The organism is Alteromonas sp. DYW1, assembly GCF_059752595.1.
In genome coordinates this window covers 1336058-1351792 of record NZ_CM186038.1, presented here as the reverse complement: position 1 = coordinate 1351792, position 15735 = coordinate 1336058, and the positions used below count along the sequence as shown (strand labels likewise).

Here is a 15735-nt window from a genome sequence, read left to right as displayed (position 1 = left end):
AAAACCAAACGCCCGTTCAATTTGACGGGCGTTTTTCTATCATTCAAATCTTATCCGCAACACGGCGACACACAGTTACAGTGAATGGATCAACTTGTTGCTCGCTTCTTCAAATGCCTGTAACGCACCCGCATCGACCTTCCCTGACGCCTGGCTTTTTGATAGTAGCGCAGAAGCAGCGTCAGCAAACCGGCGATAGCTGGTATCTAAACCACGTAAGTCGGCTTCTGAAACTCCGTCCAGGTTGGCTAACTGACTTTCACTGTAGCCAGGTAACTGAGCCGTCTGTCCACTAGCTAAGGCTTCATAAACACTGCTTTTTAACGCTAATACTTCAAGTTGCGCTGCAGTAAACAAACTTTCTCCTGCAGTTTCCCTGATGGTATTGCGCATACGCTTTGCCAGTGACAAAATATCCGATACACGTGAACGCACATCTCCCGTTTTACCTACCAGTTCGCGGGACTTTTCTGAAACTTCATTAATATTGGTTTCAATATTCCGCGTGCCTTCTTCGATCTTGGCTACCAAGTTATTAATTTCCTGAGTAGATTCAGAAGAACGCATTGCTAGATTACGCACTTCCTCTGCAACCACCGCAAAGCCTCGCCCAGTTTCGCCGGCGCGCGCCGCCTCAATAGCAGCGTTCAGTGCCAGTAGGTTGGTTTGCTCGGCGATTGAATTAATCACCACAACGAAATTACTAATGCTACTCGCTAAACCAGAAAGCTCGCCCGCATGTTTAACTCCGCGTGATGATATCTCATCAATCTGGCTTAAACCCGAAACGGTGTCATCCAACACTTCGGATGATCCCTCAAAAGTCGCATCAGAGCCGGCTAATTCATCACGTTGGGCCAACAACGCATGTGCAGCTTCCAACGCTTTTTCGCGCACGTTAGCTATGCTGCCGCCTGACTGCGCAACCGCACGCAAGAATTGGTGACTGGCCTCCACTTCGCTTTTCATCCGAGCTGCATCATGCGATTCAGCATCTAACTGGGCTCGTAGTTCAGCTACTTGGCTTTCAAGTGCTGAATTTTGGTCACTGAGTTTTTTTATTTGTTGCAAATCTTCCGGCTTGGACTTTCTTGAAAACATCGCCTGTGGTCTCACTCAAGGTTGATAAACGATTAATTGTCACAAAGTTGTTATCGACATTATTGCCGAAATCTCCACTTTCGCCAGTTTATTCATTGAATTAATTTCTGGTTTGTATGCTCGCTGATGCACCAATAGCTGAAAATTTAGGTTTCAGCCGCCATGAGGGTTTAACCAAAGAAAGCGGGATTTCGCGTTTGCGCGCGATGATCACATAAGCAGCTCCACTCCAGGGTAGATATTTAGCGCACCAGCGGTTTAGCCTGGTTGCTTGATGATTGGTATCTTTGAATAATAAGCAGAAGTGAGCAATTTTGGTACTCTCAATCACCTCGAAGCCCAATAATTGTAACCAATCCATCACTCGCCCTTGACGGAAATAGCGCGCTTGACGCAACGAGTGGTAGCGCTTGAAAGGCAAAAAACTAAGTAGCCAATCAAGGCTAAAAGGATTTAAGCCAATTAACATGAGATGACCATTTGGCGTTATTACCCGATCAATTTCGCGAAGTACTTGGTGGGGATCAGCTGAGTAGTCTAATTCAAGTGCAGCCACTACAGCATCAATACTGTTTTCAGCTAACGGCATCTCGGTAGCGTTAGCAACTATGGAAGACTTTGCTTCGCGGGTGTGGGTCAGTGTCACTGTGTGCTTTATGGTGCATTCCGATAACTCAACATCAGCTGTAAGGCGGCCTATCTTAAGCAAGTGGTAGCCAAAACAAAGGCGCGAATGTGCAGCCAATTTCAGCGCGATGGATTGCTGCAATAGCTCACCATTTGGCAGCGCTTGCCAGCTTTTTGGATAATGACTGTGATTGTGCTTTAACGCTGCCTTCATGCGGTATTTTTCTTTCCAATCCCACGTTGATATGCCTATCACATCTCCCTATAGTACATGACTATAAGTGACTAGTGATGAGTGAAAATCAATGAGCGATGCCCTGCCCAGTAATGTATCGATAACACCAATTCCAGCCTTTGTCGACAACTACATTTGGTGTTTCTATGATGACAAACGATGCGTGGTGGTAGACCCCGGTGACGCTGAACCGGTTATTTCGTTCTGTCAGCAACATCAATTGGACCTTGTTGCGGTTTTGATCACACACCATCATGCCGACCACACTGGCGGGCTAACTCAACTCTGTCAACGTTGGTCTCACTTGCGCGTGATTGGGCCTGACAACCCGAGGATCAGGTTAATCAACGAGCCAGTAAAAGAATCGGACAACGTAGTGATACCTGAGCTTGCACTGAGCTTTGAAATCATTGAAATCCCCGGCCATACGCTCGACCATATTGGCTTTATTGGCCATGGTGGTGTGCTCTGCGGTGATACGTTATTTAGCGCCGGGTGCGGGCGTCTGTTTGAAGGCTCACCCGCCCAGATGCAACAGTCTTTGGCAAAACTATCTGCCCTACCCAACGCAACATTAGTGTGGTGTACCCATGAATACACGCTTGCGAATATGGCTTTTGCGCGCGCGGTCGAGCCCGACAATCGGGCCTTGAATGAACGCTTCGCGTGGGCTCAAGCCAAGCGTGCTGCTGAGCAACCTACCTTACCGAGTCAAATGGGTATCGAAAAAGCAATCAATCCATTTCTACGCAGCCACAGTGATGCCATTCGCCAGTCCGTAGAGCGTCAGGGAAATCAGGCCATTGAGACTGAACTTGACGTTTTCACTGCGGTCAGAGCGTGGAAAGATAATTTTTGATCCTCTGCCAAGTCCCATAGTCAGGTTGGTATTACACCGGACAAACAGGTAAACTGACGCATGGATTATTGTTGCTAGCCAAGGTTTTAAATGACGAATAGAGCTGCTGTTACCGCGTGCGGTATTGCCTTTTGGGTAATCTTATCAGGTTGTGTTAGCACCACACAGCCTACCCTTTCGACGCAACCCGCTAAGGTTAGTGAACAGGCCGAAGAGCCGGTTGATAATGAAGGTGTCATTGCAACTATGCATCCGGTCGAGCCCATCGAGCTCGATTTAACCACGCCGGAAGAAAGTGCTCCGGAACTCACCAACCTTTGGGATATCGCAGCGTTAGATTTTAGTTTCCCTATTCCTAATGACTCGCGAGTAAACGCCCAAAAACGCTGGTACCTTAAACACCCCAATTATATGGCACGTGTATCCAAGCGTGCAGAGCCTTTCCTGCTGCACATTATAGAGCGCCTTAAAGCCCGCGATATGCCAATGGAAATGGTACTGCTCCCCATTGTCGAGAGTGCATTTGATCCCTTCGCTTATTCACATGGCAGTGCAGCTGGCATGTGGCAGTTTATCGAAGGCACGGGAAAGCGCTTTGGTCTGAAACAAACGTGGTGGTACGACGGTCGCCGTGATGTCATTGCATCAACCGAAGCAGCGATAGATTACCTGCAATACCTGCATCAGTTTTTTGACGGCGATTGGTTGCATGCGTTGGCTGCCTACAATAGTGGCGAGGGGCGAGTAAAGCGCGCTATTCGCAAGAATGCCAGACAAGGTAAACCCACAGACTTTTGGTCCCTCGAACTACCGCGCGAAACGCGGGCCTATGTCCCGAAATTGTTGGCATTAGCGGATATTCTAAAAAACCGTGAACGGTACGAATTTGCATGGCCTGTAATAAAAGATGAGCCGGTCATTGAAATCGTGGATGTGCATCAACAGATTGACCTAGCGATTGCAGCTAAGTTTGCGGGGTTGTCGGTTGAAGCATTATCAGCACTGAATCCCGGCTTTAATCGCTGGGCAACAGATCCAGAGGGTCCGCACCAGTTAGTGTTGCCCAAAAAATCCGTTGAACCCTTTCTTACCGCACTGGCAGAAGCTGACGAAAGTGAGCGCCTGAATTGGGCTCGCCACGAAATAAAGCGCGGCGACAGTTTATTAAAGATTGCGAAGCAATATCACACGACCGCAGACGTAATAAAGCAAGTAAATCAACTGAAAGGTAATGTTATCCGCGCTGGAGACCACCTCCTCGTGCCCGTTGCATTGCGCGATTTACAAGACTATTCGCTTTCATCAGAGCAGCGGTTATTGGCCTTACAAAATAGAGATCGCAGAGGCCATCAGATTACCCATACGATTGTCTCTGGCGATACCTTTTGGGACTTATCACGCAAATATGGGGTAACGACTAAAGCATTGGCTCAATGGAATGGTATGGCGCCGGGCGATATGCTGCGCCCTGGGCAAAAGCTTGTAGTTTGGATAGAGGGTGAAGCAACCCCCGAAGCGATGACTCGAACCGTAACCTACACCGTGCGCAATGGGGATTCTTTATCACGTATCGCCAACAAATTTAAAGTCCGTGTCTCGCAGTTAAAACAGTGGAATAGTCTGCACCAACAAAAATACCTGCAACCAGGGCAAAAGTTAACTGTCATTGTCGACGTAGCCAATATTGCTAGCTAGAGACGCTTAAATGCTAAAGATCAATCGGGAGAATTTGCGCGCTAGTCATGAGGGTCCATGGTTATTGCTGGATCTTGCGATGCTGGGCGTTTTGTTGCTGAATATGCTGTGGCTGATCTTTGACGCACTGTATGCCACCGATGTGGTATATCGTTTTTTAGGCGAGTACACACCCGCATTTGTGGTAGCTTACAACCCGCTGCATGAAAACTTCCTGTTTGTTGATCTGGTGTTTATCGGCATCTTTTTAACCGAGTTTGTGGTGCGCTGGATTGCTTCAGTTGTGCGTAAAACTTACATGCGCTGGTATTTTTTCCCATTTATTCATTGGTATGATTTAGTGGGCTGCATCCCGCTAGCAGCAACCCGGATTTTCCGCTTCTTGCGGATCATTTCCATCCTCCATCGCCTGCACAAATTTAATATCATCGACTTAAACCAAACGGCGCTATTTCGCTTTATCGCTTTCTATTACGACGTAATAGTCGAAGAGCTGAGTGATCGGATCGTGGTAAAAGTGATCAGTGATGCACAAAAAGATATCAGTGCCGGCTCTCCCCTTATCGATGACATAGTGCAAACCGTCCTGTTGCCACGCAAACAAATCATTACGCATTGGGGGGCTTCAACGCTCAATCATGTGGGGCACAGTATTTTACATCCTGTGCACGGTAAAGTGATCCGCGAGCACGTGCTGGGTAGTGTTGGCAAGGCGATCCGTAACAACGATCATATTTCAGCCATGAAAATCGTGCCCGTTGTTGGCTCAACCATTGAAAAAACGTTGGAGGCTGCGGTTACCGATATTGTGACTCAGTCAATTATCAATCTACTCTCCGACCTGACCCCAGAACAAATTGAAGAGTTTGTCACCAATGGTTTTGAACAAGAAACGATTGAAGAGAAAGCGTTGGATAGTGAAGTGTTGTTGGTCGTGAACGAAGTACTGGATTTAGTCAAAGCACACGTTGGCAACAAGCGGTGGCATAGTGAGCTGGCTGCGCGTAAAGCACAGCCAGTGGTAGAAGACACGAACTTATAATCGACGCCATGTGGTGCCCTGCGGACCGTCCTCTAACTCAATATTGAGTGCCTTTAATGCATCTCTGGCGGCATCCGCTCTGGCCCAGTCTTTGGCAGCACGCGCATCGTTACGCTGCTTAATCAACGCTTCGATTTCTGCTACATCATCCCCCTGCTCACCTTGCAGGTAGACATTTGGGTCCAGCTGTAAAATCCCTAAGATGGCGCCTAAACCAACGAGAACGTAAGCCAATTTTGCAGCTTCCGTTGGATCTGATTTAGCCTTATTAAGATCGCGAGCAATCTCAAATAACACCGCAATGGCCTCTGGCATATTGAGATCATCATCCATAGCAGCGTTAAATTTATCCAGGTAGCCGGCGTAATCTAACTCACCTGTACTCGGAATATCGACGCCGCGCAATGCCGTGTACAAACGCTCCAAGCCGGCTCGAGCTTGTAGAATATTGTCTTCGCTATAGCTTAATTGACTGCGGTAATGCGCCGACATCAAAAAGAACCGCAAAGTCTCCGGATCGTGCTGCTGAAGTACATCGCGTAAGGTAAAAAAGTTGCCTAATGACTTAGACATTTTCTCATCATTGACTTGCACCATGCCAGCGTGCATCCATACGTTCACGTATGGCGTATCAAAAGCGCAGCATGACTGGGCAATTTCATTTTCATGATGGGGGAAAATCAGATCTGAGCCACCACCGTGAATATCAAAATGCTCGCCCAGATGCTTATGATTCATTGCAGAACATTCGATGTGCCATCCTGGGCGCCCCTTACCCCACGGTGAATCCCAACTCGGCTCACCTGGCTTGGTAGCTTTCCATAGCGCAAAATCCATCGGGTCACGCTTTTGTTCATCAACATCAACCCGCGCACCGGCGTTTAGCTGGGTTAAATCTTGCTTACTTAGCTCGCCATAAGCACCGTATGTAGAAACTTCGAATAATACGTCACCACTTGCGGTCACATAAGCATGACCTTTCTCAATTAAGCGTTCAATTACCGCAATTATCTCACTCATATGCGTGGTGACACGCGGCTCAATATCAGGCTCCAATAAGTTAATCGCAGCAAAATCTTCGTGCATCATTGCAATGGTGCGCGCGGTCAGCTCATCCGGACTTTCGCCGTTGGCGTTAGCGCGTTGGATGATCTTGTCATCAACGTCAGTGATGTTACGGACGTAGGTGACATCATATCCGCGCGAGCGCAGGTAGCGCACCAGGATGTCAAAACTCAAATAGGTTCTGGCGTGGCCCATATGACAGAGGTCGTAAACGGTTATTCCACACACATACAATCCCACTTTATTCTCTTCTCGCGGAACAAACGGTTGCTTTTGACGCGTGCGTGTATTGAATAACTGCAACATAATGCGCTGACCTTTTGGTTAAATAAAAACGGCGCGAAGTGTAGCAAATTCAACGTGTCTGTACACTAGCGCGGTTAATCTTTTGTGCAGAGATAGATTGCTGTACACTTCACCCAATTGTTTAATAAGAGTAAAACCATGGTTATTTTACATACAAATTACGGCGATATTGCACTCAAACTGTTTGCCGAAGAAGCACCTAAGACAGTCGCTAATTTTATGCGCTACGTGGAAGGTGGATTCTACACCGGGACATTATTCCATCGCGTTATCAAAAATTTCATGATCCAGGGCGGTGGATTTGATAGCGAAATGCAAGAAAAAGAGACAGGTGCGCCGATAGAGAACGAAGCCAATAATGGCAAAAGGAATCTGCGCGGGACAATTGCAATGGCTCGTACCAATGATCCACATAGTGCGACCGCACAATTCTTTATCAACCTTGTTGATAATGACTTTCTTGATTTTCGGAATGAGACCGTCAACGGCTGGGGGTATTGTGTCTTTGGTGAAGTTGTCGCAGGAATGGACATTGTAGATACGATTGCAGAGGCCAAAACTCGTGTTGATGGCTACCATGCTGATGTTCCCATTAGCCCTTATGTCATTGAATCCATTTCGGTTCGCAAAGACTAAATGAAATAGCCGGAACTGCGCGACGTTGTTCTGGCTATTGTTCAACTGTGTTTTACCGAGTTTATGCCGCAGACTTACTTTATCTCTGATTTACATCTTGGCGAAGATTTCCCGGAAATCACGGCTTGCTTTGAAGTCTTTATGCGTGAGAAAGCGCCGCACGCTGAAGCATTGTATGTGCTAGGCGACCTGTTTGAAGTTTGGATCGGCGACGATAATCAAACGCCATTTAATCAACACATTGCAGCCATCTTCAAAACTTTATCCACTTCTACGCCGATTTACTTTATTCACGGTAATCGTGATTTTGCGATTGGGCAACGCTTCGCTCAACAAGCAGGATTTACTATTCTGGATGAGCAAACTGTTATCGACTTATACGGCGAGCCTACCCTGCTGTTGCACGGCGACGAATTATGTACTGACGATGTTGAGTATCAAAAATTCCGAAGCCGCGCGCGCACACGGTGGTGGCAGACGCTCATGGGCGCGTTGCCACTGGCAATACGTCGTCATTTAGCGTCACGAGGCCGAAAAAAAAGCAAAGCGAATAAACAACGATTGGCGGCTGATATTATGGACGTCGCGCCAGACGCTGTGGTCGAGACGTTCAATAAACACAATGTGCGCACCATGATCCATGGTCATACCCATCGCCCTGCGGTTCATCAGCTAGAGATTAACGGCGAACCCGCACAACGCATTGTGCTGGGCGATTGGTACGAACAAGGCAGTGTTTTGGTCGCTTCACCCTCTGGAATGAACCTGCACAACTTGGCTTTTTGAGTGTAATCAAGCGCCAGCCAGCGCCATAGCTAAGTTGTCATAAACCCTTAATTTTTAAGTCACAAATAGTCAATAAATCCTTCAAATTTCAGTCAATTTTCTGTCATAAAACCAGCCTAGTCTCGTAGCGGTCGCTGCTTGGTCTTGCCGTACAGCAGCTGGATCTCCACACAAAAACTAAAGGAAACATCGAATGAAACTGATGCGGAAAAGTGTTGTTAGTGCATTGGCATTAGCAATTTCTACGAGCATTCACGCGGGCGTTATCCCTGAGCACCAAAGTGAAAATGAATGGTTCACAGGTGCACAATCAGTGATTGCCACAAAACTTGACGTGAACAATCGCTTGCGAGCCAAAAATGTTATTTTATTTGTCGGTGATGGCATGGGTATTTCAACCCTCACGTCAGCCCGTATCTTGGAAGGTCAACAAAACGGCAATCCTGGTGAAGAAGGTTATTTAAGCTTTGAGGCTTTCCCGCACACGGCTCTGGTTAAAACCTATAACGTCGATGCACAAACACCAGATTCCGCGGGCACCATGACTGCCATGATGTCAGGATTAAAAACCGATGTTGGGGTTATTGGTGTAGACGAAGACATCGAGCGCGGTAATTGCTCAACCGTGTTTGGCAATGAAGTGGTAACGGCACTGGAACTGGCCGAAATCAAAGGCCTTTCTACCGGTATCATTTCGACAGCGCGCATCACACACGCTACACCGGCGGCAACCTACGCAAAATCAGCGGACCGTAACTGGGAAGATGTTTCTGATATGCCTGAAGCTGCAGTATCAGCAGGTTGTAAAGATATTGCCGATCAATTGGTTAACTTCGAGAGTTATTTAGAAGCGCGCTACACTGGCGTAGATGTTGATGGTATTGAAGTCGCCATGGGCGGTGGCCGTCGCCATTTCTTACCCCGCGATGAAGCATTCAACAGTCCTGATGCCGTGAGTTCGGTAGAAGGCGATCGTACTGACGGTAGAGATCTTACCGCAGAGTGGCAAGCGCAGTACAATAACGGCGTATATGTGTACGACCAAGCTGGCTTCGATGCTATTGATACCAGTACGACTGAACGGATGTTTGGCCTGTTCAATGAATCGCATATGCAATACGAAGCGGACCGCAGTAACGATATTGCCGGTGAGCCATCGATCAGTGAAATGACAGGCAAAGCCATTGAGATCCTTGACAACAATGCGAAAGGATTCTTTTTAATGGTTGAGTCTGGCCGTATTGACCATGCTCACCATGCAGGCAGTGCTTATGGCGCATTAACTGATACGATTGAATTTGCCAAAGCCGTGCAAACAGCATACGAGAACACCGACCCGAATGAGACGCTCATCTTAGTTACAGCAGATCATGGCCACGTATTCACCATTGCCGGCTACCCTAAACGCGGGAATCCTATCTTAGGCAAGGTTGTTGGTGTCGGTTCAGAGGAACCAGCAACCGCAGCAGATGGTATGCCCTACACCACACTTGGCTATACCAATGGATTAGGTTTTCGTGATCTCGGTAATGAAACGGATGCTGATGCTACCTACGCCTTCGCACCCGACACGGGTCGCAAAGACTTAACGACGATTGATACCGAAGCGAGTGGGTTCCACCAAGAAGCCCTAATCCCCGCTTCATCTGAAACGCATTCTGGTGAAGATATTTCATTGCATGCGTCAGGTCCAGGCGCTCAATTAGTGCAGGGTGTGGTTGAGCAAAACATGGTATTCCACCTCATTAATCAATCTTTAGGTCTCATTGAAGAATAAGCGAGTTAAGAATGAAATTACTAAAATTAAGTATTATTGCGCTTGCTGTTGCAAGCCTGAATGGCTGCTTCCTTGAGGGCGACGATGGAGCACAAGGCCCAGCTGGCGCTCCTGGGCAGAATGGAGCCCCCGGACAGGATGGAGCCCCCGGACAAGATGGTGCCAATGGCAACAACGGCCTGAATAGTCTAACCGTGCAAACACAATTAGCCGTGGGCGACACCAATTGCCCCAATAGCGGTGTTCAGTTTGATTCTGGACTGGACCTCAACAGCGATGGTTTGTTAAGTACAGATGAAATCACAGATACCAGTTATGTCTGCGTGCCTGGGGTAACAGAAGTGAATTCAGGCGAACTTTTATCAAGCTTGAACAATGCATGGTTCATGGCCGGAGAGGCGGAAATTGCTGAAGCTAAACAGGTATGGCAAACCGCTACAGGTCAGTCCAATGTTAATATGTCGCAAACTGAAAACGGTAACTTGGTTTCGGAATATCAGTTTGAATCCGCTGAACAAATGGAAAACGCGCTAGCTGAGATCCGCGGGAATGCCAAAAACGTGATCCTGTTTGTTGGTGATGGAATGGGTGTTTCGACAGTGACTGCAGCGCGTATTCTTGAAGGCCAATTAAAGGGGCTAGACGGCGAAGAAAACCAACTGAGTTTTGATACCTTCCCGTTTGCGGGTTTAATCAAAACCTATAATGTGGATGCACAAACACCTGATTCAGCTGGCACTATGACAGCAATGATGAGTGGTGTTAAAACCGATGTCGGAACGATTGGCGTCGACGCTGACATCAGTCGTGGCGACTGCTCAACAGTAGCAGGCAATGAATTAGTGAGTGCACTAGAAATTGCCGAGATTGCTGGTATGTCAACTGGAATAATATCCACCGCTCGCATTACTCATGCAACACCTGCTGCGACCTATGCAAAATCAGCGGATCGCAATTGGGAAGATATTTCAGATATGCCAACTGAAGCGGTCAACGCGGGCTGTACTGACATCGCTGACCAATTAGTTAATTTTGAAGCGAATCTTGAAGGACGTTATGCCGGTTTGGATATTGATGGAATTGAAGTTGCGATGGGTGGCGGACGACGTCATTTTTTACCCCGCGACCCAGCATTTAATAGTCCGGATGCAGTAAGTGCTACTGAAGGTGATCGTACCGACGGCCGAGACTTGACGGCAGAGTGGCAAGCTTCGTATGGCAATGGTGTTTACGTTTATGATCAAGCTGGTTTTGATGCGATTGACACAGAAACCACCGAACGCATCTTTGGCTTGTTTAACGAATCGCATATGCAATACGACGCCGACCGAGACAATGATATTGCCGGTGAGCCTTCGATTGCCGACATGACGGCAAAAGCAATAGGTGTGTTAGACAACAATCCGCAAGGCTTTTTCTTGATGGTAGAGTCGGGTCGGATTGACCATTCACATCATGCGGGCAGCGCATACGGGGCGCTAACCGATACTATCGCATTTGCTGATGCGATTGCCGTTGCTGATCAGTTAACGAGTGACGAAGATACTTTAATCATTGTAACCGCTGATCATGGCCACGTATTTACTATCGCTGGTTATCCTAAGCGCGGCAATCCAATACTCGGCAAAGTCGTCGCTGTTGGTTCGGATGAGCCGGCCCTTGCCGCCGATGGTATGCCATATACCACGCTTGGCTACACCAACGGTCTAGGCTTCCGCGATTTTGGTGACGAAACCGATGCTGATGCAACATATGCACTCGCGCCCGATACTGGCCGCAAAGACCTAACCAATGTAGATACTCAAGCAAGCGGATTTCACCAAGAAGCGCTGATCCCGCTGAGCTCTGAAACCCATTCAGGCGAGGATATTGGGATCTATGCCAAAGGACCAGGCGCTGTTCTGGTTAATGGGACCAATGAACAAAGTTTAGTCTTCCATGTAATGGCATTTGCTAGCGACATGGTCACTAAAGCTGATGCTGTCATTGAGTAATTGCACAATTAAATGATTTGACCATAGGGCCTCTCGCATGAGCGGCCCTATTGCCTATGAGAAACCCCTTATGATCAAGAATATAATAGCCCGTACGCTTATTTTAACTTTTATGACTCTCCTATCGGTTAACGCTCTAGGACAATCATCCTGCGCTATTGATACACAAAATCTACGTGCTGAATACACCATTACTGCAACTCATCAAAATGGTCATGAACAACTTACCAAGCTTGTTCTGTGGCGTCAGGATCACCAAGTTGCCCATCAGTATCCACAAACCCAAGTTACGGAAATGTGGCAACAGGTAAGGAAACATAAAATTAAACCGTATCGGATGTTTGATGAACATCAACGCACTATTGAATACCAACCGGGTGAATCAGTGCATGGCAAAACCGAAAAAGACTGGTCGCATCGCTATCAACTCATCGCTGATCATGTCATCGAACAAATGCCAGTAGAAGAAGAATTGGAGGACACATGCCACACATCACAAATACGCGTTGCACAGTTTGGTGATGTCACCATGCGTCTCGCTTGGTTACCCGAACTCAAACTCATTCAATCGTTGACCTGGAAATCTTCGCAGGGTCAAGAAACGTGGCAGTTGATAGCGCTAGCAAGTGAACCAAAAGAAATCGCTGATTTCTTTGCCCAACGCCATACTTATTATGCCACTGATTTTGCCGATATTGGCGATGACCACACAGACCCATTTCTTACCCAAATGACGAATTTAGGTTTTATCGAGCACGGTGCTAATGGTTTCTACCAAGCGTCAAAACAAGGCATTTCCGCAACCAGTGCAGCCAGTCATGGTCATCAGCATTAATTCGAGAGCTGCGCTAGGCCACCGTGCTTAGCGTATTCAGCTCCTCTATAGGACCACTATGAAAGCGAAACTCAGTGTCGGGCTGGCGCACCAAGTTCGCTTCAACCTCTGCAAAGAACTGTACTCTTGCGCTAATGTCACTGCCATGTACTCGCTCTGCCAGGGTTAAATAATCGTTGAAATGGCGTGCTTCAGAGCGTAACAATGAAACATAGAACTTATGTAGCTCATCATCCAAGTGAGGTGCTAGCTTGGCGAAGCGCTCACAGGAGCGCGCTTCGATAAACGCACCACAAATGAGGGTATCGATCAATTTAGCTGGCTCGTGAGTGCGCACGTGCGTCATTAGTCCGCGCGCGTACCTAGCCGCTGTTAGAGTTTGATAGTCGATATTGTGCGCTTGCATGATTTCCAGAACCTGTTGGAAATGGTGCAACTCTTCTTTAATCAACAACACCATCTTATCGATTAATTCATCGCCATGAGTAAAATGTGATTTACTGATGAGTTTTTTCGACAAATTGATGTGGGCACTAAAATCGCCATTGCCTTGTTTCCGATAAACATAATCTTCAAACGGCTTTAGCCAGGCCAATAGCGCTGCACTGCTTGCCTGATCGACTGCGTATCGACGTAACAACAGCATGGCTGTTTGTGCAGCTTTTAACTCACAATTAGCATGATCAATTAATAAAATTGGGAGATTTTCGCTTTGACACGCAGTTGCTAGCCAAGTATCCGGGGTTTCGCACAATAAAAATTGCTGGATAGGTGCTAATAAATTTTCACTATACACAATACACTGCTTCACTCAATATAACGCGAGCATGTTATCACACCAGAATGACCAACACAGTAACACGTTAGGTAATTAATCGAGGGCTAACGTGCAGCCTTGTTAGCTTTTACTTGGATCGACATGATCATTTCGTCAATCACAGCAGCGACGTCCGAAAGCTTTTCTTCTGCGATAAAAATACTCATGCTAGAACGGACATTAATCAGTTCTGCGCTCGGCTCACCAATTTGAATGTTATCTAATTCAGATTGCAGACGCTCGAAAAACGACTTTGCGCTATTTTCTTCGATATTTGGTAAGCACAGAATAAACTGCTCAGGTCCATAGCGGCCAATAATATCAGTGTCCCGAGTAATATTTTTCAACGTTTGTGCGAGGCGACGTAAAACGCTATTACCTTTTGACAAACCGGTAGCCATGGTAAGCTCACGGAAATTACTTAAATCTAACAGTGCAAGCGCGTTGGCTTTACCTTTCTCCGGCGCTGTCAATTGTTCGATACGCACCCGCGCTGCATCACCATTGAGTAAATCGGTGGTAGGATCAAACCTTAATGTTTCCAAATGCCGCTTACGCAGGTACACGATCACGATCAGTATCGCCAGCAAAGCGACCAATCCACCAATAACGATGATGCGCTGCTTCAAATTCTTGGCATCTTCGACTTCAGACTCAAGGGAGTAAATTTTAGAGTATAGGTTTGCTACACCATGAATACTGGCGGACGATTGACTGCTTTTGGTGGTATCTCCAGCACGCTGAGCGTATTCACGAAAAGCGTCTTCGGTGCTCGCCCAATCTTTTTGTAGCAGGGCAATTTCAACTTGCAGTTGAAGATAATCTAAATTTTGTCGCAAAAAGCGCTGTACCGACGCAGGCTTTTGTTCAAACGCCTGCAGGTATTCCGCAACACAATCAAGATCCTGTTCCGCAACACAAGGTACAACGGCATACCAGTCCGCCATTGCTTTAAACACCGGGTTTGATAATGCACTAACGCGCTCTTTCAACTGCGGCAATTCTCTCTTCATGCTGGCAATATCATTAACCCGATAGTAATAACCAACCAGTGCATGGTAATAAAAGTAATTCGTTAGCGGCGTATCAACCGTCTGGTTAATTTCGTTGAATTCAACTATCGCTGCATATGCACGGTCATATTGACCGCTGGCTAACAAGGATGAAATAGCACTAATCAAAATCGTCAGCTGATTACTACCTGTGTAAACTTTCAATCCCATTTCATGGGCTTTTAGGTATTGCTCAGCGGCTAAAACATGTTGCTGTAATCCGCCGTAAATCAAACCAATAGAGTTATGGATATGCGCTAACGCCTGATAATTTTCACTCGCAGAATACAGCTCAAGAACATTAAACATCATGCCCAATCGCTCACCGACCGGCAGTTCATTGCGACAATTTGTAATGATACCTAATGTGGCACTCAGAAAAATATCGCTAAAGGTATCCCGTGCGAGCATTTGCGCTTGTTCATAATAATCACAGCGCTCAGGTTGTTCTTTAACATCATAGGTAAACCCGATTTGATATATCGCTGAGGCATAAAAATAGCTCGATTGATCGATATCGTCCCACTCGACTAAATCAAATAGTAATGCTTGCGCTTCAGACGTTTTACCTTCGCAAATCAGGAAATGGGACTTTTCTGCTGACAGCGCTACTCGCTGTTGCAGTGTTAGAACAGCACTTTGTAGGTAACGTTCTAACTGCTCGTAATCGTTTGGATTTGGACAATCATAGGTAACAGTTTTAACGTTATCGATAAAAGCGTTCACTTCCGCTGCGGATTGCGCCGCAGCTTGTTTGGTTGCCAATAAACCAATCGTTGATAAAAATACGAGAGCTTTAACTATCATTTCTACTCAATGCTGTTTTTTGGTTAGCATAAACGGTAAACGGGTAATCTACTACCCGTGCAATACAAATCAGTGTATGCATGGTTAGTTTTTCTGCAATC

Annotated in this window: 13 protein-coding genes; 8 read left to right on the top strand and 5 right to left on the bottom strand. The window is 46.8% G+C overall.

From position 1 onward, the window contains the following. Nucleotides 1-75 precede the first annotated feature (75 nt). Together AC121Z_RS06055 and AC121Z_RS06050 are read right to left on the bottom strand one after the other, a co-directional pair. Nucleotides 76-1101 carry a methyl-accepting chemotaxis protein gene (locus tag AC121Z_RS06055; RefSeq protein ID WP_498127399.1) on the bottom strand — a complete coding sequence of 342 codons (1026 nt, stop codon included), beginning with the start codon at nucleotides 1099-1101 and terminating at the stop codon, nucleotides 76-78. A 100-nt stretch (nucleotides 1102-1201) separates the two neighbouring features. Continuing rightward, nucleotides 1202-1984 (bottom strand): methyltransferase domain-containing protein, encoded by a 783-nt coding sequence (locus AC121Z_RS06050; protein ID WP_498127398.1) that lies wholly within the window; start codon nucleotides 1982-1984, stop codon nucleotides 1202-1204. 49 nt (nucleotides 1985-2033) lie between these two features. Between AC121Z_RS06050 and gloB the strand changes: the two genes are divergently transcribed. The 3 genes from gloB (at nucleotide 2034) to AC121Z_RS06035 (ending at nucleotide 5559) form a co-directional block, all read left to right on the top strand. After that, nucleotides 2034-2822: a hydroxyacylglutathione hydrolase gene (gloB, locus tag AC121Z_RS06045; RefSeq protein ID WP_498127397.1), complete on the top strand. Its 789-nt coding sequence runs from the start codon at nucleotides 2034-2036 to the stop codon at nucleotides 2820-2822. 90 nt (nucleotides 2823-2912) lie between these two features. Continuing rightward, complete coding sequence (locus AC121Z_RS06040; RefSeq protein WP_498127395.1) at nucleotides 2913-4517, top strand: lytic transglycosylase; 1605 nt, start codon at nucleotides 2913-2915, stop codon at nucleotides 4515-4517. A 10-nt stretch (nucleotides 4518-4527) separates the two neighbouring features. After that, entirely contained in the window at nucleotides 4528-5559 is a 1032-nt protein-coding gene (locus tag AC121Z_RS06035; protein WP_498127393.1) for an ion transporter, read from the top strand. Here the strand turns inward: AC121Z_RS06035 and cysS are convergent. After that, complete coding sequence (gene cysS / locus AC121Z_RS06030) at nucleotides 5554-6930, bottom strand: cysteine--tRNA ligase (protein ID WP_498127391.1); 1377 nt, start codon at nucleotides 6928-6930, stop codon at nucleotides 5554-5556. The two genes, AC121Z_RS06035 and cysS, sit on opposite strands and share 6 nt — an antisense overlap. Before the next feature lie 138 nt (nucleotides 6931-7068). Here cysS and AC121Z_RS06025 point away from each other — a divergent pair, with 138 nt between their 5' ends. The 5 genes from AC121Z_RS06025 (at nucleotide 7069) to AC121Z_RS06005 (ending at nucleotide 12958) form a co-directional block, all read left to right on the top strand. Continuing rightward, on the top strand, nucleotides 7069-7566 hold the full coding sequence (locus AC121Z_RS06025; RefSeq protein WP_498127389.1) for a peptidylprolyl isomerase: 498 nt from the start codon (nucleotides 7069-7071) through the stop codon (nucleotides 7564-7566). Between the two features lie 63 nt (nucleotides 7567-7629). Continuing rightward, nucleotides 7630-8352 carry a UDP-2,3-diacylglucosamine diphosphatase gene (locus AC121Z_RS06020; RefSeq protein WP_498127387.1) on the top strand — a complete coding sequence of 241 codons (723 nt, stop codon included), beginning with the start codon at nucleotides 7630-7632 and terminating at the stop codon, nucleotides 8350-8352. 193 nt (nucleotides 8353-8545) lie between these two features. Further along, complete coding sequence (locus AC121Z_RS06015) at nucleotides 8546-10129, top strand: alkaline phosphatase (RefSeq protein WP_498127386.1); 1584 nt, start codon at nucleotides 8546-8548, stop codon at nucleotides 10127-10129. Between the two features lie 11 nt (nucleotides 10130-10140). Beyond that, on the top strand, nucleotides 10141-12123 hold the full coding sequence (locus AC121Z_RS06010; protein WP_498127384.1) for an alkaline phosphatase: 1983 nt from the start codon (nucleotides 10141-10143) through the stop codon (nucleotides 12121-12123). Nucleotides 12124-12193: 70 nt separating this feature from the next. Continuing rightward, nucleotides 12194-12958, top strand: a complete 765-nt coding sequence (locus AC121Z_RS06005) for a hypothetical protein (RefSeq protein ID WP_498127382.1) — start codon at nucleotides 12194-12196, stop codon at nucleotides 12956-12958. 13 nt (nucleotides 12959-12971) lie between these two features. Here AC121Z_RS06005 and miaE read toward each other — a convergent pair whose 3' ends face one another. Continuing rightward, nucleotides 12972-13754 carry a tRNA isopentenyl-2-thiomethyl-A-37 hydroxylase MiaE gene (gene miaE / locus AC121Z_RS06000; RefSeq protein ID WP_498127381.1) on the bottom strand — a complete coding sequence of 261 codons (783 nt, stop codon included), beginning with the start codon at nucleotides 13752-13754 and terminating at the stop codon, nucleotides 12972-12974. Between the two features lie 86 nt (nucleotides 13755-13840). Then, the gene (locus tag AC121Z_RS05995) at nucleotides 13841-15634 is read right to left on the bottom strand and encodes a diguanylate cyclase domain-containing protein (protein WP_498127379.1); all 1794 of its coding nucleotides are present in this window, start codon (nucleotides 15632-15634) and stop codon (nucleotides 13841-13843) included. Nucleotides 15635-15735 lie beyond the last annotated feature (101 nt).